This window comes from Prevotella sp. AM23-5 (assembly GCF_003473645.1).
Classification (GTDB): Bacteria; Bacteroidota; Bacteroidia; order Bacteroidales; family Bacteroidaceae; genus Prevotella; species Prevotella copri_A.
In genome coordinates, this window is sequence record NZ_QUCG01000054.1 from 1 (window position 1) to 25,601 (window position 25,601).

A 25,601-nucleotide genomic window follows, 5' to 3' on the forward strand; every position below is an offset into this window, starting at 1 on the left:
TTCATTTTTATTATTATAGTTCATATTTACGATATTCTCAAAGAAACAATAAACGTCTGAAAATACGAGAATCTCAGGCAAGCTAATGTAAAGAAAACTTATTCTTAATAACGCCGCATCACTACATCTTCGGGATATTCTTACTGATTACTTACTTCATCTTCCACCCATCAATGGTTCCCGTCTTCGATGAGAAGTTGCAGCCTATCTGATAAATCTTTCTGCCATCTGCTGCATATTCCCTGGCATAGCCCATATCCTCTATCTGCTTCAGGGCTTCTTCAGCCGAACCATCACGCTTGAATTCGAAGATGTAGATATAGTTCTGGGTCTCAACCACACAATCTACCCTACCTTCGCTTTGCTGCTTTTCGATGAACACCGTGAAACAGCTGATCATTCTCAATACGAGATAGAAGGTATATTGAAAATAACGTTCCTTCTCACGCTCATCGTCCTTACGACGCTGGCTATAAGGAATGCTGGCAAAGAAGGAAGTCATCAGATTCTCCAACTGATGGCAATCGCCCTTCGACATCACATCTATTACCTGAATAACCCAGGCATCCGTTGACTTCGATGGCTTCAGATAACTGGAAGCTACCAGCGTTAGGAAACCGCTCCGCACTTCATCATTCGGGAAATCCAGGAGATAGGAATCGGTATCCATATTCCAATCTTTAATGGTGAGATAACCGCTCTGATAAATCATAGGCAATGGTGCTTCCACATCTGCCTTGTAGTCGATAAAACTACTCGTAGGATAAAACCTGTTCACCATCTCATTGATGTTCTCATCAAAATGAGACAATAGGCGAACAAGATAGGTTGGCGAACCCGTGCGGAACCAATAATCTGCCAGAATCTTCTTGCTCAGCGCATTCAAAATACTGAAAGGATTATAGATATCAAGCATGTTAGGACTGAAGTGATAACCGTCAAACTTCCTCTTCAGCTTGTATTTCATTCCTTCCTCTGTGGTTTTATATCTCACAGCCATCGCTTTGATCTGTTCCTCGAAAGTGGAATACAATTCATCTTCCGTAATACCACAAAGTGCCTCGTAATGCTCATCCATACTGATGTCGTTAGGCTGATTGAAACCACTGAACACGCTCACTTGTGAGAACTTGGTGACACCCGTGAGCAAAACAAACTGTAGATTAGCATCGGCAGCCTTGAAGACACTATAGAAACCTTTCAAGACCTCACGATTCCAATCTTCTAACAACCGTTCTTCACCCTTTATTGATGTTTTGATTTGTGTATCAAGCACATCCAATATTGGCTTATCATACTCATCAATTAAAACCACGGCACGAAGTCCTGTTCTCTCATGAGCAGCTTTCAATACATATTCAAAACGACCTCCTAAGGAATCCCTGAAAGGACTTTTACCATATATCATCTCTTGCGATGCAACAAAGTTTTCTAATATGACCTCAAGTTCTCCAGGATTAGTAAAATTATTACCATTGAAGTCGAGATGAAACACAGGATATTGCTTCCATTCCTTCTCCAACTTGTCAATGGCAAGCCCCTTGAACAACTCCTTTTTTCCCTCGAAATAGCATTTCAAGGTAGATACGAGCAATGACTTTCCAAATCGTCGTGGACGACTCAGAAAGTAAATTGTTCCATTATGAACCAAATCATAGACCAAGCCTGTCTTGTCCAGATAAACATAGCCATCTTCTATGATTTTCTCAAAGTCTTGTATGCCGATAGGATATTTCATATTGCTGCCATTTTAAAATCTTTCGGCAAAGTTACAAAAAATAATGATACAAGCAAAGGAATATCCCGAAAAAATAGCGAGACTGAAAAAGTTCAGCTGAGAAAAAACGAAAAGGCAGCTGCTGGCATCCTTCTAATGCCAACAACTGCCTTTCCTTTATTTATCTATGCAACTACTGTTTAAATTCTCTCAAATTGAAAGAAGAACCGCTTGTTAAGCGAATTTCTTCATATTAGTTCTTGCACCATACTCAGCGCATCCGGCAACGATCATTGCCAAAATCATACCTAATACCATCATAACTTTTATCCTTTCTCTATATTTATCTGTTATCCTAATCTTTACCTTATTTCGAATCAACTTCCTGGAAGCATCCGGAGATGCCTCTCAAGGTTTGATTACTTGCCGAGGCTAATCTTCTTGTTGACATTTACAACCTCTGCAAAAAGGGCAGCTACAACTGCCAGTGTCATTACTAATACCATCATAATAGTTATCCTTTCTTTACTTTAATTATTCGTTATTCAATCTTTTCGAGTGCAAAGGTAATGCCTTTTTGTGTACGCACACAATGTTTTTGGGAAAAACTTCAAAAAAGGGCCGTTTTCTTGATTTTCATCAAATTCTGTCATAGGAAACAGGGCAAAATGACATGTTAATCCAGATTTTCTCAATCTTTAGAACACTCGTATTTACGATGAAACAACAGGAGACAGAAGGCTCCAGCCAATGCCATCGGTACACCGATGAGCGCAGGGTAATTATATCCCAATCCCATCGCCACGGGGATTCCGCCCAAGAAGGCTCCAAGGGCATTGCCCAGATTGAAGGCTGCCTGAATGCAGCAACCGCCTAGCATCTCGCCACCCTCGCTGTGCTTCACAATGAGAAACTGCTCTGGCGAACCTATACCGAAAAGACAGGCACAACTGATAAACATCATCGCTGCCGATACCCAACCGATATGCGACAGAAAGAAGGTAGCCAGCAAGGCTGCGGCAGCCAGGAACTGCAGATAGCAGGTAAAGCGGCCCGGCTTGAACCTGTCTGCCAGCAAGGCACTCACCTGATTTCCTACCACCATTCCCAAACCGGCAAGAATCATCAATACCGAAATTGATGCCGCATGGAAACCGCCGTTCATCTGCAAAAGCGGAGAGATATAACTGAACCAGCAGAGAATACCGCCGTTGCCCAGGAAAGTAGCAGCGATGATAAGCCAGGGAGCCAGATGGCGCATAAACCGGAACTGCGCCTTCATACCCTTGTTAGGCAGAGCCTCTACATCAGGAACCCACTTGTAAATCATATAGAGCGTGATGACGCCCAACGCCACCGACATGAGAAAAGGCACTCGCCAGGAGATGGTATGACTCAGGAAGGTGCCCAGCGGAACACCAAGCAGATTGGCAAACGGCATACCAGCACACATCATCGCCACCGCCTTGGTACCCTTTCCCTCCTTCGCCATCTTCACCGCCACGATGGTAGCCGTACCGAAATAGGCACCATGAGGAAGTCCCTGGATGAAGCGGGCACAAAGCAGAAGCCCGTAACTAGGGGCTATCGTAGCGATGATGGCTCCCAGAATCACTAGTGAAGTAAGAAACAAGAGTATATTCTTGGGGCGATACTTATGCATCAATATCAGCGAGAAAGCACCGGCACATACACCCAGTGCATAGATAGAGATGAGATGACCAGCCTGAGGGATGGACACATTCATGTTGTGCGCCACATCGGTGAGAATTCCCTCAATAATAAATTCTGCGATGCCCAGGGTAAATGTACCCAAGGCGAGTGCAAACAATCCTTTTTTCATACGTTAATTATCCTTATCTTTTTATCCTAAGTTTGTTTTCAGGGTGCAAAATTACAAAAATCTCTACACATATAAATGATAAGGGGGCAAAAACTTTGCCCTTTCAAGATTTATTAGTAATTTTGCACTCAAAAATAAAAAGAAGAGGGATGAAGCGGATGCTGAATCCCTCTTTCATCAACAACAATAAGTAGAATGCCTATGCTGAATATTGCAGAATATTTTCCAATTACCGACCCTACGCTGATCTTCTTCGTAGTGCTCCTCATCATCCTCTTTGCCCCTATCATCATGGGTAAGCTCCGAATCCCCCATATCATCGGAATGGTGCTGGCGGGTATCCTCGTGGGCAAATACGGACTGAACATTCTGGAACGAGATGCATCTTTCGAGCTATTCGGCAAGGTGGGACTCTATTACATCATGTTTCTCGCAGCCCTGGAGATGGACATGGAAGGCATGAAGAAAAACAAATCGCGGCTCATCATCTATGGTCTGCTCACCTGCTTCGTTCCCTTCTTCCTCACCTTCGGCATGAGCATCTGGCTGCTGCACTATTCCACCAGGGCATCGTTTCTGCTGAGCTGCATCATGGCTTCCAATACCCTGATAGCCTATCCTATTGTTTCCAGATATGGTCTGCAGCAGAAGCCAAGTGTAACCCTAAGTGTGGGTTCCAGCATGCTTTCGCTGCTGATAGCCCTCATCATGCTGGCGGGTCTCGTCGCCTCGTTCTCCAGTCACGATGGTCTGCTCTTCTGGGTACTCTTCACCGCCAAGTTTGCCGCATACTGCGGAGTAATGATATTCCTGATACCGCGACTCACAAGATGGTTTCTGCGCCGGTACAGCGATTCGGTGATGCAGTTTATCTTCGTGATGGCGATGCTCTTCATGAGTGCGGCTCTCTCGCAGATGGTGGGCATCGAGGGCGTGTTCGGTGCTTTTTTCGCTGGTCTGATATTAAATAGGTATATCCCGCACGTGTCTCCGCTGATGAACCGATTGGAGTTTACGGGCAATGCGCTCTTCATCCCTTACTTTTTGATAGGTGTGGGCATGCTCATCAACGTGGGACTGCTTTTCCAGGGCAGTCATATCCTTTGGGTCATCTTCTGCATCGTGTTCTTCGGAACCTTGGGAAAAGCCATCGCAGCCTATGCCGCCTGCTTCGGATTCCGGTTGCCGCTGTCATCGGGTCACATGATGTTCGGTTTGACTTCTGCCCATGCCGCCGGCAGTATCGCCATGGTGATGGTGGGTATGAACCTCCTGGTGGGACCGAATACCTATCTAGTCAACGATGACATGCTGAATGGTGTGGTGATGATGATTCTCTGCACCTGCGTCATCTCTTCGATGCTCACCGACTGGAGTTCCAGAAAGATTATCCTCCGCGACAAGGAGCTTCCAGATGCCGAGGATACCAAGAAGGCAAGCGATGAGAAGATTCTCATACCGGTGAAGTATCCGGAATATGCTGATAATCTGATGAGTCTCGCCTTCCTGGTGAGAAATCAGAAACTGAACAGAGGACTGGTCTGCCTGAACGTAGTGTATGATGACAAGGATATGCGATACAAGCAGGAACAGGGCCGACAGCTGCTGGATCATTGCAGTCAGCTTGCCGCAGCCACCGACGTGATGACGCAGACGCAGGTTCGCATTGCTGCCAACATCGCCAACGGCATCAAGCATGCCTTCAACGAGTTCCAGTGTTCCGAAATCATCATCGGCATGCACATGCATCCGGAGGTTTCGCCTAAGTTCTGGGGAGAGTTCCACCAGAGTCTCTTCAACGGACTGAGCCGACAGATTATCATGGCTCGCATCAAGCAGCCGCTCAATACCATTCGCCGAATACAGGTGGCAGTACCATCGAGGGCAGAATTTGAACCGGGTTTCTACCGCTGGGTAGAGCGACTGGCGCGCCTGTCAGGCAATCTGGATTGCCGCATCCAGTTCCACGGCAGGGAGGAGACCCTGGCACTCATCAATGAGTACATCACCAACCGCCATCAGGAAGTACGTGCCGAATACACCCTGATGCAGCATTGGAACGAGATGCCGCAGCTTGCCTCCCACATGAGCAAGAACCATCTCTTTGTGGTGGTGACAGCCCGCAAGGGTACCGTATCCCACAAGTCGGCATTGGAACGGTTGCCGGAAGAAATCACCCGCTTCTTCTCGGGCACGAATCTGATGATTATCTTCCCTGACCAGCACGGAGATTCATCGGGCAATGTACTGACATTTGCCGAGCCTCAGCACCAGGAGGAAATCAGTGCCTACGTGGCATTCAACCAATGGTTTAAGAAGAAATTCAGAAAATAAAGAGAAAACAAAGAGAAAACAAAGGATACTAAAAAAGGTCGCCAGCATTTTGGTGACCTTTATTAGTATATCCCGGATATCCACCGCTAGGCGTCCCAGCGGATTTGAAATCAGCTGTAAAAAAATATTCAACTTATTAAACCCTGGAATTTGTAATCCCGTCAACAAGCAAAAAAGGAGCGGATTGCAAATCCGCAAAATAAATAGGTCAAATATTTTTTGACGCCGGATTTCAAATCCGTCGGGACGCCTGGCGGAAGACAATAGCAAGTAGAATACCTGATGTTGAAATCAAAGAAATTCGCAAGCTTGTTTACTCTATGGTCGAAACCGAAATAGCGAAGAAAGGCGCTCGCGTAGATTGTAGATACTATTTAATTTAATGGCTAATAAAAAAATAACCGAAAAATAATTTTTTGTTAATAGATTTACAATAATTTGATTATCAAATAGATGTCTTTTTCTTATCCTTTTATTTTCAGCTAAAACACAGAAAATAATATGATAAGAAAAAGGCACAACCGATTTGCGTCAAATGGTTCTACAGTATCTCAGCAATGCAGGAGACGAAGGCGCCAAGCGAGATAGTATATACGAATATCTCAAAGATGTACTTCCTGCCAACAAGACGAAAGAACAGCAACTTCGCTATGTCGGCAGACTATTAATAGAATTAAATGAAGAAAAACTAATAGACAGGATAGGTTTGAAATGGATATTGACAGACTACAATCGGTCGGTTTAGTCATAATCCGACCGAAAAGTACGCAATCCGACCGAAAATCCGACCTTTTAAAGATATTCCGACCGGAATCTGTCAAAATACTAAAAAAAAGGTCGCCAACATTTTGGCGACCTTTTTTAGTATCATATTTATTTCGTATTCAAAACCAGCTTCTTGGCTTTCATCTTTTCTCCAGCTACCGAAAGCTCTATCTTTCCTGGCTTATCGCTGGCTCTCAATATCACGAGAGCGGAACCTTGGAAGAGATTGCGCTGGATGGACTTCTCCAACTGGGTCTTTCCAATATGAAGCTCATCAGATGCAATGTTTCCATTATCCACCGCCACGATATTCGCATCGCCCTTCACCTGGAAGGTCAACTTATCGAATGCCTTAGCATCCTTCACGTTCAGTACTCTTCTGCCCTTCTTATCTACGGCATAGATGCGAACGTGCATCAGATCCTTACCGTCAGCATGCCAGGTCTCCATATCCGGAACCAGCTTCAGAGCCACAGCCCGCCGACTTCTCCTTCTGGTCGTTATGACCGAACTCACAGATCACATAAATAGCAATTAAAATTTCATTCTCCTTTCACAATCACCAGAGCATACTCATAATCAGCTACTTAAGTATGAAAGGAGAATTCTCAGAAACAACAATCATAATCAGCAGAAAGGAATATAAATATAAGGAGAAGGCAACTTAGTCTAAAGGAGAAAGCAACTATCACAAAAGGAATAGAAAGGCTTCTTTGTATCGGATGACCCGGGTCATCCATATAGATGACGGGAGTGAGCCATATAGATGACCCGAGTCATCCATATAGACGAACTTAGTCATCCAGCCGATAAATCGTCCCTTTTTGCCTGCCAATATCTATCCCTCATCCTTCTGGTTACTATGCTTCATCCCAACATTCATAACAAAGACACCCACTATTCATTATCAAGACGCTCACTATTCCCTATCGGAGCAAGGCACATCGCCATATTTATGCTTAGCCATCAATTACCATCTCAATATAAAGAGAATTTTCCTTTCACACTTAACTATCTTATTTTCAACACAATCCAGATTCCGTGAAAGGAGATTTATGATCCACCTTAAATATTTTCTGCAAATCACTCCACCCACCACTAGAATATCTTCTTTTGAGCAAGGTACGTCCCCACCTATCTGGTAATGCATCAGAAAAGCATCCGAAAAATACAGAAGTCTGCCGGCATCACTGCCAGCAGACTCCCATTTTCACTAACTGAACTAAAAATCTTGTAAAGTATCTACTAATTATGCAATTTGAGGATGCTCTGTGGAACCTTGAGCCCATCTTCTCTTAAGAGATTTTTCATCCACGCTTAACTTGTAAAGTTATTTATCACCGCCAGCACAATATCTCCCACTCCATTTGGCTCTCCAAGATAGGAAAAGATTCGGGATGTAAAAACGAAAAAACAATAGCCAAAGGCTCTCTTGCTTCCATGCAAGGGAGCCTTTTTCTTTGTAAAAGCCTCAAAATTTTGCCTGCTTGTCTTGTCTGTCTCAATCTTTTTTTATATTTTTGCAAAGAATAAGCAAAATAGCAGCAATGAAAATAGACAATAAGGCTCTATGAGAAGTTATAAACCATATATCATCAAACTATGCATCGTTTTCCTCTGCTTTTGGAGCTGGCTACTTACCAGCTCAGCCCAGAAGGTAGAGACAAACGATTATTTTTATGTGCTCAATACCCGACAGGGCCTTTCTGATAACCGTGTTCTACAGATGATGCAGTTGACAGATGGCAGATTGGCGGTGAGAACTCCCAAGGGCATCAATCTCTATGATGGAAGGCGCTTCTCCTTGATTCCCCTTCCTGCAGAAAAGGCAGAAAGCATCACGAAATACAAGGGGCAGACGCATCTTTATGCCGATAGCCAGGACAGGTTATGGGTAAAGGAATACCAGAAGATATTCTGTATTCTGCTTGCAGAGGGCAGACTTCTGGAGCATCCCCTTGACGCTCTGCCAGGAAATGGAAAAGTGGATAAGATGAAAATGATGCGAAACTGCCCGACTGGGAATGCCATTCAGGATCTGTTTGTAGATAGCAGGAAGAATGTCTGGGTTGTGATGGGTGATTCACTGCTCAATACGCAGGATGGCAATCTGATCCATTTGAAGAAGGAATGGGGTGGTCTGCAGGATCTGGATACCGATGGCAAACAGGTTTATGCCTTCATGGATTCGGGAATCGTGGCGGTTTTTCAGAATGATAAGCTAGTCTATACCGCTTCTGCCTATTCTGCAGCCGAAGCTATTAATCAGGATCCCGAGCTGATTCTTCAGGTGCGTGCTTTGGTAGAACAGCATCTTGAAGATGGCGAATATGGCGTGGAACAACTGGCACAGGATCTCTGTATGGAGCGGACAGGACTTTATAAAAAGCTGACGGCTCTGACCAATACTACTCCCGTGGCATTTATCCGCAGCATCCGGCTTCATCGTGCAGCAGCCTTGCTTCAGGAAGGTAAGCAGAGTGTGAATGAAATTACCTTTGCAACCGAAATACAATCTTATATATTTAGAACTGGACAAATCATAAACCCTCTAATATAATAAACAAAAGTATGCTAAAGAATTTATCTCTCATTGCCCTTTTGGGCATTGCTGTCGTTGGCGTTCCAAGTGAACTCTGCGCCAAGAGCGTAAAGGTGGCAGGCACCCAGAAAGGTATGGCTGCCAAGTCTATCATCCGTCAGGTGGCTCAGCAGAATGTAACTATCGAATTCTATTCTCCATCCATCGTCCGTATCTTGAAATCTGATGCTGGACTTGGTGCTCCCGTTCAGAAGAAAAGCTATTCTGTCATCTTGAAACCTCAGCAGATGAAGGGCGTTCAAATAAAGGAAAACGGAGATATTGTAAAAATCAATTCTAGTTTTATTTCCGTCGAACTGAACCAGCAGACTGGCGCAATCCGCTTCCTTTCGAAGGATGGAAAGCTGCTGCTTACTGATACGAAGACCCGTCTGGAAGCCCGCAAGGATGAAGCCAACAAGGGCAAGTACCGCATTGAGCAGGACTTCCGTCTTGCCGACGACGAGGCAATCTATGGATTAGGACAGCTGCGTGATGTTTATATGAATCAGCGTGGCCGCCAGAATATTGAACTCTGGAATCATAACACTTACATAGCTATCCCTTATTTCACCAGCGAGAAGGGCTATGGTCTTTACTGGGACAATGCGGGAAAAACCTATTTCAATGATATCGTAGCATCCAAGGAAGACCACAAGCAGTCTTCCCGTACTTCCTTCACCAGTGAGGTGGGAACCTGCGCCGACTACTATTTTATGTATAAAGATGGTACACAGGATGGAGTCATCGCCAGCATCCGTGAACTCACCGGACAGGCTACGATGTTCCCGAAATGGGCGATGGGCTTCTGGCAATGCCGTGAGCGCTATAAGACCAGCGATGAACTGGCTGGCGTATTGGATAAGTATCGCGAACTGAAGATTCCTACTGATGCCATCGTGCAGGACTGGCAGTATTGGGGATGCGACTCCAACTGGAATGCGATGAAATTCCAGAACCCATATTATATAAATAAGGTGGGCGACCCAGCCTATGCCAAGTATCTTCCTACCGATATGAAGCAGATGAAGGCACAGGGAGAGCCTCGTCTGAAGAGTCCGGAGGAAATGGTGAAGTATGTTCACAAGAACGATGCCCATCTGATGATTTCCATCTGGGCAAGTTTCGGTCCCTGGACAGATCAGTATCGTGAACTGAAGAAGATGAATGCCCTCCTTCCTTTCGAAACCTGGCCAAGAAACAGTGGCGTGATGCCATACGATGTCTTCAATCCGAAGGCTCGCAACCTCTACTGGAAGTATCTTACCCACCTCTACCAGATGGGCTTCGATGCCTGGTGGACCGATTCTACGGAGCCAGACCATTTTGAGAAGCCGGGCGATGAGAACTATCAGACCTTCGATGGTTCATGGTTGGGAGTGAAGAACGCCTTCCCATTGTTGCACAACAAGAGCATCTACGAGCACCAGAGAGCGATGAAGGGCAACACAAAGCGTTCGCTCCAGATGACCCGAAGCGGCAGTTTCGGTATTCAGCATTATGGCACCATCTGCTGGAGCGGTGACGTGGTGGCTTCCTGGAACGAGATGAAGAATCAGATTCCATCGGGCTTGAACTTCTCGCTCTGCGGTATCCCATTCTGGAACACCGACCTGGGTGGTTTCTTCTACTGGGAGTTTGAACAGAATCCAAAGAACCCAGCCATTCAGGAACTGCAGACCCGCTGGATGCAATGGGGAACCTTTATGCCATTGATGCGTAACCACTGTTCTTCGCCGATGGTAAGCGAACTGTATGAATTCGGAAAGCAGGGCGACTGGGCTTATGATGCCATGATCAAGACCATCAAGCTGCGCTATCGCCTTTTGCCTTATATCTACAGTATGGCAAGCGACTGTGTACAGAATAGCGGAAGCATGATGCGTGCCCTGGTAATGGATTATGCGGCAGACAAGAAGGCTTCCCGCCTGAACGATGAGTATCTCTTCGGCCGGAACATCCTGGTGAAGCCGGTAACCGATCCTTTATATACCTGGAAGGATAAGGAGAAGAAGGGCCATACCATCTATCCTGATGTAAGGAAGGCAGCTGCGCCTGTGAATGTTTACTTGCCAAAGGGCAATAAATGGTATGATTTCTGGAGCAACACCCAGTATGAGGGTGGTCAGGATATCCAGCGCCTTTGTCCTATTGACATCATGCCTGTATTCATCAAGGCTGGTACCATCCTGCCATTCGGTCCTGAAGTGCAGTATAGTTCAGAGAAGCCTTGGGATGAGCTGGAAATCCGTGTCTATCCTGGTGCAGACGGATCGTTTACGCTCTATGAGGATGAGGGCGACAACTATAACTATGAGAAGGGTAAGTTCTCGGAAATCCAGTTTGTATGGAATGAAGCAGACAGAACCCTGAACATCGCGCCACGCAAGGGCAGCTATAAGGGAATGCTCCAGCATCGCAGATTCCATATCGTACTGGTGGGTGCTGATAGCGGAATAGGTGATCAGCCTATGCAGGCAAGCAAGAGGGTGGAATATGAAGGAAAGGCTGTAAAAGTACAGCTGTAAGATTATAGACCAAAGGGGAAAGAATAGGTTCTCTTCCCCTTTGATCTTTATATAATCACTAAAATAACATGAGTCATCAGTTGCTAGCTAATAACATCTTTTACAAATATTTACTAAAAACATATTAAAACACACTAATATTCAACAAAATAAAATTAGATTCATTGTTTTATCCATATCTTTGCAGAAAAATAGAACTGTATAGTGATGATATTTACCAATACGCTCATATCGAATCAAAACAGATGTAATGTACCCCATTACATCCTCAACTGCAGTCTTCGGAAATAATACCTATCTTGCTTGAGATAACATATTATTAACGAATTAAAATTTACATGGGTTTAATCATATTATATTTTTTAGGTGCTCTGTCACTATCCTTTTTATGCTCCGTCCTGGAGGCGGTGCTACTTTCTACTCCGATGTCGTTTATCTCGATGAAAGAGAATCAAGGCAACAAGACTGCCTCGTTGATGAAACAGTATAAAAACAACGTAGATCGCCCAGTGGGTGCCATTCTTTCGCTCAACACCATCGCCCACACCATCGGCTCTGCCGGCGTGGGTGCCGAGTCTATCAAACTCTTTGGCGAAGAATACTTCGGTATCATTTCCGCCATTCTCACCTTGCTGATTCTGGTGCTTTCAGAAATCATCCCGAAGACCATCGGTGCTTCTTACTGGCGCTCGCTGGCAATGCCATCCACCAAGATCATCCGGGTACTCATCTTCATCACCTACCCTCTGGTACTGCTCTCAGAACTTATCACAAAGGTATTCACGCCTAAGAGCCACCAGGCTTCCATGAGCCGCGAAGAGGTTTCTGCCATGGTAGATGTAGGAACCACAGAAGGCATCTTCCGTGAATCGGAAAGCAAGATCATCAAGAGCTGCATCCGTCTGGCTGGAGTTAAGGCAAAAGAGGTGATGACACCATCCATCGTGGTAGAATCTGCTAATATGCATCTAACCACCAAGGAGTTTTACCAACAGAAGAAGTGGAATTTCTCACGCATTCCTGTATATGATAACTATAAGGACTACATCGTAGGCTACGTTCTAAAAGATATGGTTCTCAAATCGGTTTCAGACGATGAATTCCAAACCCGATTATCCGAGCTGATGCGCCCGATTCTTTCCTTCAACGAGGATGAATCGCTATATCAGATCTGGGAAAAAATGCTGGAAAAGCGAGAGCACATCTCCATTATCGTAGATGAATACGGATGCCTTCGCGGCGTAGTTTCCATGGAGGATGTGATAGAAACGATGACGGGCGTGGAAATCGTAGATGAAGACGATGTTGCCGTGGATATGCAAGCCTTGGCTAAGGAAAAATCACGCCTGATGATGCAGAAAATGAAGTAATCGAGTAGGAGGTAAACACTAATCATAGGTGTTTATCTCCTATTTTCATGTTTACCGACCTCTCACACCACCGTACATGCGGTTCCGCATACGGCGGCTTCTTGCATCACGCAAGAAAACCGCCCTTTTCATTCTACATGCCAATAGAGAATTCATACTCTATTGATGAGATGAGATTTATGCTCTTTTTTATTGAGTTGAGATTTATGCTCTTTTTATAACCAGAAATTGATATTCTATTTTTCTTCTTTCTTCCCTGGGGTTACATCAGAGAGAATATAACAGGGATGGTATATTTAACGTTTACCGGTTTACCATCCTGTGTACCAGGAGTCCAGTTAGGCATCGCCTTCACGATTCTCAAAGCCTCGGCATCCAGTTCCGGATCTACAGATCTTGCAATTCGGGCTTTGGTAACGCTACCATCCTTCTGAATGACAAAGGTTACAATCACACGGCCCTGCTTTTTGGCCTTGACGGCAGAAGCCGGATATTTGATGTTTGCAGCCAGATACTTCATCATCATTTCCTGACCACCAGGAAATTGCGGCAATGTCTCTGTTACATCATAAACCACATTCTTGGTTGTATCGGCTGGGGCTATCGCGTCAGAAGCCTTTGCTTCCGCCTTCTGTTCAGCTTCCGACTTTGCCAATTCAGCAGCCTTAGCTTCTTCTGCCTTTTTGGCTTCTGCGGCAGCTTTTGCTTCTTCAGCCGTCGGATTCGCCACAGCCACATCAGCATTCAGAGCCTGCTCAGCCTTCTGCTGAACCTCGGCTACTTCCGGAATCTGCTCGCCAATCTCACGAGCCACACTCTCGATGTTGCTCACCATAAGCAACGCTCCTGCTAAAGGTGCGAAAAGGAGGTACTTCGCCTTGCCTATTTCACTGGTTCTACGTTTGTTCATCATTTTAATTCTTTTTTTAAGAGGTAATAAATTAAAATTATTGGCAATCTTGGTCGATTCATTCGGCTGTCGATATGCCAAACCTAGAAGGTGATACTGATAGGATTTGCGCGCGTTGCCATCAGATAATACACTTTCATCGGCTAAATATTCCAAATTCATTCTTACTTCCTGCTTCATCAGCCAGGCAAACGGATTAAACCAGCAGGCGATGGAGAAAAGCTCGGAGAAGAGGGTATCCAGGGAATGGAGACCCGAAACATGGGTGCACTCGTGAACCATCACTTCGTGCAACTGCTTGCCCTCCAGGGTAGATGGATACATAAACACCCAGCGGAAGAAGGAGAACGGACTCCCCTCGCCTCTGAGAAGATGTACCGTAATGCCTTCCACCTCCTGCTTCCGGGAAATAGCTGCAAGGCGGATGATGCTGAAGAGCTGCCATACCAAACGCAATGAGAGAACGGCAACTCCTGCCCAATAGATGCCCAGCAGCATATCTATCCAGGTTATGCTGGGAGCCTGAGCCTTTACAACCACCACGGGATAAAACGTGTCGGCATATACATTCGCCATACTCGCCATCGTTGGTGTATCGCGCACCCAATATTCCAGATTGAGTGCCGGAACCATCAGGGCAACGGCATAGATGAGCCAGAGGGTAAGGCGGCGAAGACCGAAGAAAGTATCGCGGCTCACCGTGAGGCGATAAAAGCCATAAAGGAGCATCAGGGCTACATTGATTTTTATAAGATATATTGCCATACAGTTTCAGTTTTTTATATAAATTAGTTATTGAACTTTCGCATATTAGCTCCATACGCCCTGTAAGGGCAAAAGCTTTCAATTACAGTTATTTATTCTTCCGAACTCTCAATTTCACGGATGATATCCTTGAGGTCCTCGGGACTGATTTTCTCGTCCTTGGCAAAGAAGGAAACCATTTCCTTGAAGGAATTCTTGAAGTAATTGTTCACGAAACCCGACAGGAACTTCCGCTTGTAATCGCTCTCGGCAATGAGTGGAGAATAGACATACCCCTTACCATCCCGCTCCGCCTTGACATATTCCTTGCGCTTCAGATTGTTCACAATAGAAGCCACTGTAGTATAAGGTGGACGAGGTTCTGGCAACAGTTCCATAATCTGTTTCACGGCACATCGTCCCAATCGCCATATCCGAAGCATAATATCTTCTTCCTGATTCGTCAGCTTTTCCATATTTCTATCTTTATTCTTTTAAATTCAACATTCTTGTTTCTAAATCACGCTGCAAATCTACGAACTTTTCGTATAAGCGCAAAACAATCTGCGTTAAAAAACATAAATCAAGCTATATTTTAACGTTTTACGAGCTTTCCGTAACACTAAAACATAAAATGTTACGAGTTTATCGTAGATTACATATAAAAAGAACCAATATACAATAATATACGAACAGTGCCAGTGCAACAACATCTCCATCAAGAACATCCAGATGGATTGTGACAACTTCTTTGATGTTGGAAAGAGCGATAAATACCGCCTGGCAGATTTCACCTTCCAGGATATCACCTGCACCGACAAGAAGATGGCATTCGATGCCAACCTTATCGAAAACACCATAGCGAAGGAAGTGAATATCACTCCTCGCGAAAAGAGCAACGGATTGAAGACCACCGGCGATGCCGATGGGTTGAAATAACACATACATTTTATAGAAAGTAATACAGAATTGAGTACTGAAACGAGCTTTATTTGCAAGAATAAGGCTCGTTTTGTTTTTTTATATCCCTCCTTATTTCTTTTTATCTCTTAAAATTAGGCATTTCCAAATATTTTGCTTAATTTTGCCTGCAAAATAATTTTGAGTTAGAAAATGATTGATATAAAAGGTATAACCAAGAGCTTCGGCTCCCTGCAGGTACTTAAGGGCATCGACCTGCATATTGACAAGGGCGAGGTGGTAAGTATCGTCGGACCGAGTGGTGCCGGCAAGACCACTCTTCTCCAGATTATCGGTACCCTTGACAAGCCTGATAGTGGCAGCATTGAGGTAGATGGCGTGGATGTGCGCAGCCTCAGCACCAAGAAGCTGAGCGATTTCCGCAACCAGCATCTCGGTTTCGTCTTCCAGTTTCATCAGCTTCTACCGGAGTTCACCGCCCTGGAGAACATCATGATTCCTGCCTTCATCGCCGGAAAGGGCAGAAAGGAAGCCAAGGAGCGTGCCGAGGAGTTATTGGAATTCATGGGCTTGAGCGATAGAGCCAGCCACAAACCAGCCGAGTTGTCTGGTGGTGAGAAACAGCGTGTAGCCGTGGCAAGAGCCTTGGTCAACAATCCAGCCGTCATCCTTGCCGATGAACCATCAGGAAGTCTCGACACCAAGAACAAGGCAGAGCTTCACCAGCTCTTCTTCGATCTCAGAGACAAGTTCGGCCAGACTTTCGTCATCGTTACCCACGATGAGGGTCTTGCTTCCATCACCGACCGCACCATCCATCTCAAGGATGGAATGATAGAGAAGACGGTGGAGGCAGGAGCTGCTGATAGCCAGGAAGAAACTGCTGATAACAATAAAGAAGTTTCTGCAGAAGAACCAGACTCATCCATAGATTGCATCTAAACGCCCTGAAAGGGCAGAAGCTCCTAGCCCAGGGCAACACCCTGGGTAATTACGGACGCAAAACTGTCGCCCTGTAAGGGCAAAAGCATTTTATATTCTCGAAAATAACATTATATGGCAAAAAAGATAAAACTCGGCGATTACAATCGCCTTCGCATCGTAAAGAAAGTAGATTTCGGTCTGTATCTCGATGGTGGAGATGAGGGAGAAATCCTCCTTCCATCCCGCTACGTTCCTGAAGACGCTGGCATCGGCGACGAGCTGGATGTCTTCATCTATCTCGATCAGGATGAGCGCCTCATCGCTACCACCGAAACCCCATTGGCTAAAGTGGGCGACTTCGCCTATCTCGAAGTGAAATGGGTCAACGAATACGGAGCCTTCCTGGGCTGGGGGCTGATGAAGGACATCTTCTGCCCATTCCGCGAGCAGAAGAAGCGCATGGTGCTCGGCAACTCCTACATCGTGCATATCCACATCGACGAGGAGAGCTATCGCATCGTTGCCTCTGCCAAGATTGAGCGTTATCTCAACGAAGACCATCCTCACTACAAGCATGGCGATGAGGTGGATCTCCTCATCTGGCAGAAGACCGACCTCGGCTTCAAGGTTATCATCGACAACCAGTATCCGGGTCTGCTCTATCAGGATCAGATTTTCCAGTACATCCACACGGGGGACAAGATGAAGGGCTACATCGGAAGAGTTCGTCCTGATGGAAAGATAGACGTCACCCTGCAGAAGACCGGCATCCAGCAGACAGCCGACTTCGCCGAAACCCTCTACCAGTATCTTCTGGACAATGACGGCGAGTGCAACCTTGGCGACAAGAGCGAGGCCGACGACATCTACGAGCGTTTCCACGTGAGCAAGAAGGTTTACAAGCGTGCCATTGGCGACCTCTACAAGAAGCGCCTCATCACCGTAAGCCCGATGAGCATCCGACTGGCAGAATAAGGCAGTTTTAATTCTACTTCAACCCAAAAAGACCGAGCAACTTCCAATAGAAAAGTTACTCGATCTTTTTTTATTATGGGTTGCTACCACTTTTAAAAGTGGACTCTTATTTATGGTTCTATGGTCCAATCCTCAATATTCCCTTTCTTGGCATCAAAGTTTACACCAACTTTTACTATCGGCTTGCCACATCTCGCAAAACGCTGGTCATATTGCTTGAGGTTGATTTGCTGCATGGCAGCCTGGGCACTCTTGTTGAGTTTCAGTTCGATGAGATAGAGAGTATCCTCAGTCTCCATCACTACATCCACCCTTCCATTCGGTGTGTGAACCTCCACATCCACCACAAAGTGAGTCAAGAGGGTAAAGATGATGAAAAGCATCTGCTGGTAATGCCCCTCGTAATTGGTATTGTTACAATAAGGCACCGTGCCCAAGAACTCCTGGAGCAAGCGCAAGGCTCCATCCATGTCGCCTTGGCGAATCAAGACAGACATCTGGGCGATTGCCACATCTCCCTCCTCGGCATACATGCCTTCCAAATAATAAGGCAGAAGGCTCTCAAATAAGCCCACCTTGATTTCCTTGTTAGGCAAGTCGAGCGTGAAGAGTTGGCTCATCTTGTCATAGCCCTTGATGGTGATGTAGCCGCTCTGATAGAGCAAAGGCGTGATGGTCTTCAAGTTCTCCGTAGGTGCATCGAAAGCTGAAGAACGAGCCAATGACCTGCCTATCTTGGCTGGCAAGACCTTAAACTTGCGAAGCATGTTGATAAGATAGGTAGGTGTGCCTGAGCTGAACCAATAAGCACCGAAGTTCTTATCATCAAAACAGTTGAGCAAGCTATAAGGATTAAACACATCAGGGGATGCTGGCGAGAAGTGATAGCCATCATAATTCTCCTTGAGTTTAGCAATAGTTTCCTCTCTTGTCATCCCCTGTGCCTCTGCCAACACATCTATATCCTCGCTCATCTGGGTAAGCAATTCTTCCTTGGTGATTCCGCAAACTCCAGCATATTCATCATCCAACGAAATATTTTTGATGTTATTCAACTCGCTAAAAATGCTCACTTGCGAGAACTTGGTGATGCCAGTCAGGAAGACAAAACGAAGCATAGGCTCACACATCTTGAGTGGGCTAAAGAAATTGCGCATCACATTGCGAAGCACATCCAAAGTTTCTTTATCGTGAGCAACATCGAGCATAGGCGCATCATACTCGTCGATGAGAACGACCACCTGCTTGCCACTAATTTCATAAGCGGTGGTAATTAATTCTGTCAATCGATCATTTGCACCTCTTTTAGTATGGGTAATCCCCCATTTTCTCTCTTCTGCTTCCAAACGATTTGAGAGATAATCCTCCAACTGCTCCTTCTCCATGTGCTTACCTCCACTCATATCGAAGTGCAGCACAGGATATTCCATCCATTCCTGCTCTAACTTTTCGATGGCAAGACCCTCAAAGAGTTCTTTCTTTCCAGAGAAATAACTCTCAAAGGTGGACACCAAAAGTGACTTACCGAAACGGCGTGGACGACTTAAGAAGAAATAACATCCACCAGAATGTGTCATTCGATAGACATATTCCGTCTTGTCGATATAGAGCTTGTTTTCCTTTCGAATACGCTCAAATGTTTGGATTCCTACAGGATATAATTTCAATGCCATAATTGCTTCGTTTTGAATTCATATTGCAAAAATAGGCAATTTTTCCGAAATACCTATCAGAAAACAGAATATTTAACGGAAAACTTACATCTTCTTGGTAAAAGCCAAGGTAACGAGCTGCCAACCTGCATATATCATGGTATAAGCCTCAGCTTCCCGATGGGCGGAACCATCAAGCAGCAGCGTGTGAAGGTGGCGACCATGTGCGCCGTGGTCAGCTCATCGCCTCCGTAAGAAGAAGAAGGTGGCGCATCAAATGAGATGCGTCACCTTTATTTTCTTATACGGTTTACCGCCCAAACCAAGGGCAGCCATCGGATCCTTGATAATCAATTTACCAGCAAGAAAATCTTGCCATACTTGATGGTATTCGCTTTGCCTTGAAATTGCAATAACAAGGCAATTGGTATCCAAAACAATATTCATAACTATCGGCGATAAGGAGTTCTTTCGTGCAATGTCTCAAAGCTCTTCAGCTTTTCTTCTGTCATTTCTCCACGCTCCCACATTACATTTAATTCTTCCAGTCCCTTCTTAGCAAAGAAATCAGAGATAACTTGCTTCAATTCTGCCAATGCTTCCGGGCTTTTTACCCATTGCATCATATCTAAAAGTTCAAGCTGTGCTTGATTAAAAACAGTTGCTGCCATATTCTTTTTCCAGATACTTATTATGCGTATTATCCATTTTCACGTTTATCAAGCAAAAAGCTGATAAACTCATCAGAGATATTAGAGATTTCTCCTTTATCATAGATTGTCAACAAATCAATGATAACGGAATCTCCTTCCTGGTAAAGATTATAAGTGATGACCCTTGCACCACCACTCTTGCCTTTACCCTTACTAGCTATTGTCATTCTTACCTTTCTGACACCTTTGCCAAGACTAGTGCCTTGGTAAGGATCCAGTTCTAAGCCTGTAAGAAAAGCATCGTAGTCATCAAGCATTGAACGATATTTCTTGGAAAGTTTTCTAAATTATCACTCAAATTCTTTTTACGTATAAATCTTCACCTTCATATACTACGCCTCCTCTTCCTGAAGTCTTCTTAAAAATTCACGAGCATCCATCGGCTTAGTCCCATTCTTCTTATGAGCTTCCATTTCATCAAGAGCACGGTTGAGGCTTTCTGCCACATAGGCCTCCTGCTCTGCCTGGCTCATATAAGTTTCCTGGTAACTGTTTCCAGACTTGGAGATAGAACTTGCTAATTTATCAGCATAGTCTTTGAGCTTAGCGACAAATTCGTCAAGCGTATATTGACCTGTAGAAGGTACTTGAAACTGAATATTAATCGTTTCCATCTTGTTCCTTTCTTTTAAATTAACGCCACAAAATTAACGAAAAGAATTGGAAATGCCAAAGAAAACGATGAGAAATCATACTTTATCTTATATTTTTCTTCTCACCCAAACCTTGTGACTGTGCTGACCCACAGAGCGGATGGGAACAGTCTCGTCATGGGATATCTCTTTCAGCTCCAAAGAGGCGGCGGTGCGGCTCAGGTTGTTGATGTAGGCATAGTCGGTAAGACCGATGAAGCCATTCTCATCGATGACATCCAGGGCTCGGGCGATGCGCTCCTCTCGGGTATATTTCTTTTTCAATATCAGTTTTACGCCACCCATATCCCGCTCCAGATCGCGGTCGGCTACCTGCTTCACAGACTTGATGAAATCGGGAGATGCCTTGAAGTTCACATCTCTTACGCCTACCTTGCGATAGGTCATCTTGTCGTCATCGCTCTGCATCTCCGTAGGCTTGTCATCCTCGAAACCCAAGGATAGAGAGAAGGTACCGAGGCCCTCCAGATTCACATTATAGCCCATGGAGAGCATCTCAACCAGTATTTCTTCCACATCCATCAGCACAGCCTCCGTGGTGCTTGGCGAAATGCCACGATGATAACCCTGCATCCTTTCGATGAATTCCTTGCGAGATAGCGTCCGGTTGACTACCATCTTAGGATAAACCTTACGCTTGCCGGTATGATGAACATCCGACATCTCCTGCAACTTGTACTTTGCCATATCGATTCCTTTCCTTATTAAGTTCTACATCATCATTTATAAAGAGAGACCGTAATCCTGGAAGAGATGGTTTGCATCCTTAAATGCATTCATCTATACTCTTAAGGATAATAGTCTTTATCATTAGAAGAAATCTCCGTTCAGCGATGTTGAATCTATGTTCAGCAGTGTTGAATATAAGTTCAGCAGTGCTGAACATAACTTTCTCCACGGCAAAGATACAATTTTACCTAGAGATAAACAAGAATTGTTCAGGATTTAAACTAAATTAAACAAGGGAGCGGACTAAAGCATTACCTAGTCCGCCCCCTTGTCTTCTAAGATATCATCTTTGATGTAGGAAAAGTAAAAAAGTACTATTTTGTTATATTACGAACGAAATGCGGAAAAGCCGCTTCTCCTAATTCTGGTGCGTATTCAAAACCTTCGTAACTGAAGGCTGCCAATTCTTCTGGAGTAGCAAGTTGGTTGCTTAGAATATATCTTACCATAGCTCCACGGCAAGATTTAGCCCACACAGCCTGCATTTTCAACCTACCATCCTTCTGGCGAACATAAAAGAGGGGCTGGATGACTTTCACTTCCCTGCAAATTCTCTTCCAATCAAACAGATGTTCATATTCTGCCGTAGAGAGATGGATAAGTATGCCATCGTCAGCTTTCACACTGTGGATAAGAACATCGGTCAGTTTATCTTTCCAAAATTGATTGATCGGCTTGTCGTTTGTAGCTTCAAGCGTCACGCAATGCTCCATACGATAAGGCACGATGCCATCCATCGGCCGAAGCAATCCATAGAGAAAGCAGGTAATCCAGAGATGTTTCTGGGCATACTGCAGGGATTCTTCTCCCAAAGTGTTGGCGCGTAGATGCTTATACGCCTGTCCATTGTAGGAAAGTATGGCAGGCATCTTCTCTGCAGCCATAAAATTACGATAGCGTTTCCAGTTTTCAGAAGCTATCTTGTGGCTGCAATCAAGTTGCCTAGCCAATTCCTCTACGTCAAGCTTAGCCATTTCTGCAGCCAACATATCAGCCACAGATTGGAAAAGTGGCTTTGAAACAGCTGCCCTATCTGCCTTATCAAACATGATTTTGGCATTTGCCAATAATATCTGCATAATACGTTTATTTTAATGGGGTAACTCTTAATGATTGTTTTGTTGGCAAAGTTAATGAAAATATGGCAAAACTCAAAGAAAAGTTCAATAAAAGTATAATATATTATAAATAAGAATGCCATATTGTACTTTATCTTGCGAAATCTGAAAATATTTATTATTTTTGCAAAAAAGGACTGGAAGCAAAGAGAATTTTGCTGGAACTGGAGACAGAAAAGTCATAAATGCATCCCATTATTTGTAAATTCGATAAGAATGTATCTACAAGGATGAAACAGATATAGGAGATAAATAGATATGAAAAAAGATTCAAGGGCAAACCAGGCAAGATATGTAGAACTCAATCTGTTTCCTGAGGAGAAAGAGAATCTTCTGAAAGATTCTGTCTCTTCAGAAAACGAGGAAAACCATACCTCTCCAGACAAAGAGTATAACTTGACAGGTCTGTTTGAAAGACTTTCCCAATCAGCATTCCGCAGCCGTTTTCACCTTTCGAAGAGGGATAAGGAATATATTGCAGAAAAGGGCTTGGAAACCATCCGTAAGCATGCAGAGGATTTCGTTGCCAAACGCCTTGCTCCTGCCGTGATTCCCAATGACGGCAAGCAGACACCGATGAGAGGGCATCCTGTATTTATAGCCCAGCATGCTACAGGCTGCTGCTGCCGTGGATGTTTCTTCAAATGGCATCATATACCTGCCGGAAGACAGCTGACAGGAGAAGAACAGCAATATGCTGTAGCGGTATTGATGGCATGGATTGAAAAACAGGTTTAGAAAAGAATTCACTCCACCCACCACTAGAGGTACTATGTTCCTGCAATCGGGACAAGACATGGCTTCAATGTGCTGCCCCATGAAACCACGTCCCTCCCTATTATTCCTGTATAACGCTTACAAAATGAACTGTATTTTCTCTATTATTCAGCAATAGCCTGCTGTTCTGTAGCTACTGGAGTCTCTTCGGTGGTATTCTCTGTTGTTGTCTCTGTAGCATTCTCTGTTGTAGTCTCTGTTGGAGTTGCTTCTGTAGTTGCCTCTGTGGCATTCTCCTGCTGGGTAGAATCCTCAACACCAGCCTGTGGTTGGATAGGAGTACCAACAGCCAATGTATCTGAAGGAGCATCTGGAGCTACTGTATCAACAGGAGCAACCTGAGCGTTACTTACCATTTTGCTTGATGCAAAAACGTTGCTTACTGAAACCATAACCAAAGCTGCGATAGCTGCAAACATAAACTTCTTCATAATCTTATCTTTTTAAAATTGTTACTAATTGATGTTACTTACTTGTTTGTGGATTCATTATCGAACCCGCTAATCATAGTCACAATCTGCGTGCCAAAAAGATAATAGAAATTAGTTTGTATTGATAATCAGGAGCTTATGTCCTTTGTGCCAAAAATGAATAGTGTGGAAAATGAGGAAAGTATGTGGAAACATTCCCCAAAAAGTTGGGGAATGCCTAAATGTGTCTTGCTTCAATGCGTTTCAGATAGCAATAGTGTTTCCTCCGAATTAAATACTCCATATCATTCTGGTGAGCATAGGCTTCTTTCTCAAATCTGATGTTGTAATATGCTTTCATCCAATTTCTATATTTCAGGACTAAGCAAGTAATGATAATGCCAAATAGATTGATGGCATAAAATCGTTTCATGAATGATCTCTTCTTGATTTTGATAATTCTACTCATGGCATCCCAGATTACAAAGTTCATCGAGGAAGTTCACCATCATGCTACCATTACCTCTAGAGACTGCACCCGCTCTTTCTCCTGCAATGCCCATGGCTTTCATGGCATGAACAGATGCATCAAACGGATTAGGGTTTACTGAAAGGAAAGCTCCTATGATACCAGTGGCAGCACACCCCATGGCTGTAACCTTGCCCATCAGAGGATGCCCCTCATGAACATAAGCTACTTTTTTACCATCCGTGATGATGTCTGTAGCACCGGTAATAACGATGATGCATGCCAGTTTCCTGGCAAGAATTTGAGCCTGTTCCTCAACCTCAGAAGTTTCAAGATGGCTGTCTACTCCCTGCATTCCTATCTGATGCGAGTATAATGATCGTATTTCACTGGCATTACCCTTGATGACGGCTGGCTGGCATTGAAGGATGATCTTTGATGCAGTATCCATTCGAAATCTAGTGGCACCTACTCCAACCACATCAAATACAATTGGAATTCTGCTTTTAGAAGCAGCTTTACCTGCGAATAGCATTGAGTGTGCTGTCTCGCTTTCCAAAATGCCCAGATTAAGTGCTAAGGCATTGCTCTTGCTACAGATTTCCTCCACCTCTTCCTGGGCGCGTGCCATGATTGGGGATGCCCCAATTGCCAGTAGGCTATTTGCCACAAAGTTCATGGCAACATAATTGGTTATGTTATGTATGAGAGGATGTTGCTCTTCTATCAAACGTAAATCTCTATCCATTTTCATATCTATTTAATATACACTGTAACCATTATCCCTGCACCATTGCTTGGCATGCTCAAAGCCTTGGGCTGTAGATCAATAATTTGGTTGCAAAGATACAACTTTTAAGTAGAAAACTATCATAAATGAATATAAAAAGGAAAGGCAGCTGCAGACATCTTTCAAATGCCTACACCTGCCTTTCTTTATCTATTATATGGAACTACTGTTTAAATTCTCTCAAATTGAAAGAAGAACCGCTTGTTAAGCGAAGTCCTTCATGTTAGATCTTGCACCATACTCAGCGCATCCGGCAACGATCATTGCTAAAATCATACCTAAAACTAACATACTCTTATCCTTTCTCTATTTATCTGTTATCCTAATCTTTATCCATTTCAAATCAACTTCATTGAAGCATGCTTAGATGCCTCTCAAAGGTTGATTACTTGCCGAGGCTAATCTTCTTGTTGACATTTACAACCTCTGCAAAAAGAGCAGCTACAACTGCCAGTGTCATTCCTAATGCCATCATAATTGTTACCCTTTCTTTCTTTAATTATTCGTTATTCAATCTTTTCGAGTGCAAAGGTAATGCCTTTTTTGTGTGCGTACACATTTTTTTTAAGAGAAAACTTCAAAAACGGGCGATTTCTTGATTTTCATCAAATTATGTCCTGCGGAAATGGTCAATTTGGCAGGAATTATGTTTTCCTAAAATCCGCAACTATCATCCAA

23 protein-coding genes are annotated in these 25,601 nt (G+C 44.2%); 9 read left to right on the forward strand and 14 right to left on the reverse strand.

Annotated features, from left to right (window positions below; translation table 11 throughout):
• Positions 1–151 precede the first annotated feature (151 nt).
• Both DW657_RS12490 and DW657_RS12500 read right to left on the reverse strand, forming a co-directional pair.
• Complete coding sequence (locus tag DW657_RS12490) at positions 152–1,738, reverse strand: ATP-binding protein (protein WP_118312763.1); 1,587 nt, start codon at positions 1,736–1,738, stop codon at positions 152–154.
• Positions 1,739–2,408: 670 nt separating this feature from the next.
• Entirely contained in the window at positions 2,409–3,560 is a 1,152-nt protein-coding gene (locus DW657_RS12500) for an MFS transporter (protein WP_118312765.1), read from the reverse strand.
• Between the two features lie 201 nt (positions 3,561–3,761).
• On the opposite strand from DW657_RS12500, the gene DW657_RS12505 reads away from it, so the two are divergent.
• Both DW657_RS12505 and DW657_RS12510 read left to right on the forward strand, forming a co-directional pair.
• Positions 3,762–5,894, forward strand: coding sequence for a cation:proton antiporter (locus tag DW657_RS12505; RefSeq protein ID WP_118312782.1), 2,133 nt, complete (start codon positions 3,762–3,764; stop codon positions 5,892–5,894).
• A gap of 535 nt (positions 5,895–6,429) precedes the next feature.
• Entirely contained in the window at positions 6,430–6,639 is a 210-nt protein-coding gene (locus tag DW657_RS12510) for a hypothetical protein (protein ID WP_118312766.1), read from the forward strand.
• Positions 6,640–6,767: 128 nt separating this feature from the next.
• On the opposite strand, the gene DW657_RS12515 is transcribed toward DW657_RS12510, so the two are convergent.
• Positions 6,768–7,133, reverse strand: a complete 366-nt coding sequence (locus DW657_RS12515) for a hypothetical protein (RefSeq protein ID WP_118312767.1) — start codon at positions 7,131–7,133, stop codon at positions 6,768–6,770.
• Between the two features lie 1,096 nt (positions 7,134–8,229).
• On the opposite strand from DW657_RS12515, the gene DW657_RS12520 reads away from it, so the two are divergent.
• The 3 genes from DW657_RS12520 to DW657_RS12530 all read left to right on the forward strand — a co-directional run bounded on the left by DW657_RS12520 (position 8,230) and on the right by DW657_RS12530 (position 13,138).
• Complete coding sequence (locus DW657_RS12520; RefSeq protein ID WP_118312768.1) at positions 8,230–9,219, forward strand: AraC family transcriptional regulator; 990 nt, start codon at positions 8,230–8,232, stop codon at positions 9,217–9,219.
• Between the two features lie 11 nt (positions 9,220–9,230).
• The gene (locus DW657_RS12525; protein WP_118312769.1) at positions 9,231–11,768 is read left to right on the forward strand and encodes a TIM-barrel domain-containing protein; all 2,538 of its coding nucleotides are present in this window, start codon (positions 9,231–9,233) and stop codon (positions 11,766–11,768) included.
• Positions 11,769–12,106: 338 nt separating this feature from the next.
• Entirely contained in the window at positions 12,107–13,138 is a 1,032-nt protein-coding gene (locus DW657_RS12530; protein WP_118312770.1) for a CNNM domain-containing protein, read from the forward strand.
• Between the two features lie 262 nt (positions 13,139–13,400).
• On the opposite strand, the gene DW657_RS12535 is transcribed toward DW657_RS12530, so the two are convergent.
• Entirely contained in the window at positions 13,401–14,813 is a 1,413-nt protein-coding gene (locus tag DW657_RS12535; protein WP_118312771.1) for a M56 family metallopeptidase, read from the reverse strand.
• 92 nt (positions 14,814–14,905) lie between these two features.
• Complete coding sequence (locus tag DW657_RS12540; RefSeq protein ID WP_089544338.1) at positions 14,906–15,268, reverse strand: BlaI/MecI/CopY family transcriptional regulator; 363 nt, start codon at positions 15,266–15,268, stop codon at positions 14,906–14,908.
• 256 nt (positions 15,269–15,524) lie between these two features.
• Between DW657_RS12540 and DW657_RS12545 the strand changes: the two genes are divergently transcribed.
• From DW657_RS12545 to DW657_RS12555, 3 genes are all read left to right on the forward strand, one after another.
• Positions 15,525–15,731, forward strand: a complete 207-nt coding sequence (locus DW657_RS12545; protein WP_118312772.1) for a hypothetical protein — start codon at positions 15,525–15,527, stop codon at positions 15,729–15,731.
• A 174-nt stretch (positions 15,732–15,905) separates the two neighbouring features.
• Positions 15,906–16,655, forward strand: coding sequence for an ABC transporter ATP-binding protein (locus DW657_RS12550; RefSeq protein ID WP_118312773.1), 750 nt, complete (start codon positions 15,906–15,908; stop codon positions 16,653–16,655).
• Positions 16,656–16,769: 114 nt separating this feature from the next.
• Positions 16,770–17,612, forward strand: coding sequence for a S1 RNA-binding domain-containing protein (locus DW657_RS12555; protein ID WP_089544340.1), 843 nt, complete (start codon positions 16,770–16,772; stop codon positions 17,610–17,612).
• 110 nt (positions 17,613–17,722) lie between these two features.
• Here DW657_RS12555 and DW657_RS12560 read toward each other — a convergent pair whose 3' ends face one another.
• The 7 genes from DW657_RS12560 to DW657_RS12585 form a co-directional block, all read right to left on the reverse strand.
• Positions 17,723–19,285, reverse strand: a complete 1,563-nt coding sequence (locus DW657_RS12560; protein ID WP_118312774.1) for an ATP-binding protein — start codon at positions 19,283–19,285, stop codon at positions 17,723–17,725.
• 252 nt (positions 19,286–19,537) lie between these two features.
• Entirely contained in the window at positions 19,538–19,711 is a 174-nt protein-coding gene (locus tag DW657_RS17865) for a hypothetical protein (protein ID WP_158577372.1), read from the reverse strand.
• Between the two features lie 2 nt (positions 19,712–19,713).
• The gene (locus DW657_RS12565; protein WP_118312775.1) at positions 19,714–19,935 is read right to left on the reverse strand and encodes a dephospho-CoA kinase; all 222 of its coding nucleotides are present in this window, start codon (positions 19,933–19,935) and stop codon (positions 19,714–19,716) included.
• A gap of 29 nt (positions 19,936–19,964) precedes the next feature.
• The gene (locus tag DW657_RS12570) at positions 19,965–20,234 is read right to left on the reverse strand and encodes a type II toxin-antitoxin system RelE/ParE family toxin (RefSeq protein WP_233546975.1); all 270 of its coding nucleotides are present in this window, start codon (positions 20,232–20,234) and stop codon (positions 19,965–19,967) included.
• 75 nt (positions 20,235–20,309) lie between these two features.
• Positions 20,310–20,591 carry a hypothetical protein gene (locus tag DW657_RS12575; protein WP_118312776.1) on the reverse strand — a complete coding sequence of 94 codons (282 nt, stop codon included), beginning with the start codon at positions 20,589–20,591 and terminating at the stop codon, positions 20,310–20,312.
• Between the two features lie 87 nt (positions 20,592–20,678).
• Positions 20,679–21,317, reverse strand: a complete 639-nt coding sequence (locus tag DW657_RS12580) for a hypothetical protein (RefSeq protein WP_118312777.1) — start codon at positions 21,315–21,317, stop codon at positions 20,679–20,681.
• Positions 21,318–21,673: 356 nt separating this feature from the next.
• Positions 21,674–22,438: a YaaA family protein gene (locus tag DW657_RS12585; protein ID WP_118312778.1), complete on the reverse strand. Its 765-nt coding sequence runs from the start codon at positions 22,436–22,438 to the stop codon at positions 21,674–21,676.
• A 297-nt stretch (positions 22,439–22,735) separates the two neighbouring features.
• Here DW657_RS12585 and DW657_RS12590 point away from each other — a divergent pair, with 297 nt between their 5' ends.
• Entirely contained in the window at positions 22,736–23,215 is a 480-nt protein-coding gene (locus DW657_RS12590; RefSeq protein ID WP_118312779.1) for a DUF4186 domain-containing protein, read from the forward strand.
• A gap of 143 nt (positions 23,216–23,358) precedes the next feature.
• Here the strand turns inward: DW657_RS12590 and DW657_RS18180 are convergent, their stop codons facing one another.
• Complete coding sequence (locus DW657_RS18180) at positions 23,359–23,685, reverse strand: hypothetical protein (RefSeq protein WP_089543634.1); 327 nt, start codon at positions 23,683–23,685, stop codon at positions 23,359–23,361.
• Positions 23,686–24,125: 440 nt separating this feature from the next.
• Positions 24,126–24,881, reverse strand: a complete 756-nt coding sequence (gene thiM, locus DW657_RS12605) for a hydroxyethylthiazole kinase (RefSeq protein ID WP_233546977.1) — start codon at positions 24,879–24,881, stop codon at positions 24,126–24,128.
• Between the last annotated feature and the right edge of the window lie 720 nt (positions 24,882–25,601).

Bases quoted from the DNA above. Each gene is read 5' to 3' on its own strand.
- DW657_RS12510 (WP_118312766.1), top strand. From the start codon at position 6,430: ATGGTTCTACAGTATCTCAGCAATGCAGGAGACGAAGGCGCCAAGCGA.
- thiM (WP_233546977.1), bottom strand. From the start codon at position 24,881: ATGGATAGAGATTTACGTTTGATAGAAGAGCAACATCCTCTCATACAT.
- DW657_RS17865 (WP_158577372.1), bottom strand. From the start codon at position 19,711: ATGAATATTGTTTTGGATACCAATTGCCTTGTTATTGCAATTTCAAGG.
- DW657_RS12575 (WP_118312776.1), bottom strand. From the start codon at position 20,591: ATGGAAACGATTAATATTCAGTTTCAAGTACCTTCTACAGGTCAATAT.
- DW657_RS12570 (WP_233546975.1), bottom strand. From the start codon at position 20,234: ATGCTTGATGACTACGATGCTTTTCTTACAGGCTTAGAACTGGATCCT.
- DW657_RS12555 (WP_089544340.1), top strand. From the start codon at position 16,770: ATGGCAAAAAAGATAAAACTCGGCGATTACAATCGCCTTCGCATCGTA.
- DW657_RS12545 (WP_118312772.1), top strand. From the start codon at position 15,525: ATGGATTGTGACAACTTCTTTGATGTTGGAAAGAGCGATAAATACCGC.
- DW657_RS12500 (WP_118312765.1), bottom strand. From the start codon at position 3,560: ATGAAAAAAGGATTGTTTGCACTCGCCTTGGGTACATTTACCCTGGGC.
- DW657_RS12580 (WP_118312777.1), bottom strand. From the start codon at position 21,317: ATGGCAAAGTACAAGTTGCAGGAGATGTCGGATGTTCATCATACCGGC.
- DW657_RS12560 (WP_118312774.1), bottom strand. From the start codon at position 19,285: ATGGCATTGAAATTATATCCTGTAGGAATCCAAACATTTGAGCGTATT.
- DW657_RS12530 (WP_118312770.1), top strand. From the start codon at position 12,107: ATGGGTTTAATCATATTATATTTTTTAGGTGCTCTGTCACTATCCTTT.
- DW657_RS12490 (WP_118312763.1), bottom strand. From the start codon at position 1,738: ATGAAATATCCTATCGGCATACAAGACTTTGAGAAAATCATAGAAGAT.
- DW657_RS18180 (WP_089543634.1), bottom strand. From the start codon at position 23,685: ATGAAGAAGTTTATGTTTGCAGCTATCGCAGCTTTGGTTATGGTTTCA.
- DW657_RS12535 (WP_118312771.1), bottom strand. From the start codon at position 14,813: ATGGCAATATATCTTATAAAAATCAATGTAGCCCTGATGCTCCTTTAT.
- DW657_RS12520 (WP_118312768.1), top strand. From the start codon at position 8,230: ATGAGAAGTTATAAACCATATATCATCAAACTATGCATCGTTTTCCTC.
- DW657_RS12550 (WP_118312773.1), top strand. From the start codon at position 15,906: ATGATTGATATAAAAGGTATAACCAAGAGCTTCGGCTCCCTGCAGGTA.
- DW657_RS12590 (WP_118312779.1), top strand. From the start codon at position 22,736: ATGAAAAAAGATTCAAGGGCAAACCAGGCAAGATATGTAGAACTCAAT.
- DW657_RS12565 (WP_118312775.1), bottom strand. From the start codon at position 19,935: ATGGCAGCAACTGTTTTTAATCAAGCACAGCTTGAACTTTTAGATATG.
- DW657_RS12505 (WP_118312782.1), top strand. From the start codon at position 3,762: ATGCTGAATATTGCAGAATATTTTCCAATTACCGACCCTACGCTGATC.
- DW657_RS12540 (WP_089544338.1), bottom strand. From the start codon at position 15,268: ATGGAAAAGCTGACGAATCAGGAAGAAGATATTATGCTTCGGATATGG.
- DW657_RS12525 (WP_118312769.1), top strand. From the start codon at position 9,231: ATGCTAAAGAATTTATCTCTCATTGCCCTTTTGGGCATTGCTGTCGTT.
- DW657_RS12585 (WP_118312778.1), bottom strand. From the start codon at position 22,438: ATGCAGATATTATTGGCAAATGCCAAAATCATGTTTGATAAGGCAGAT.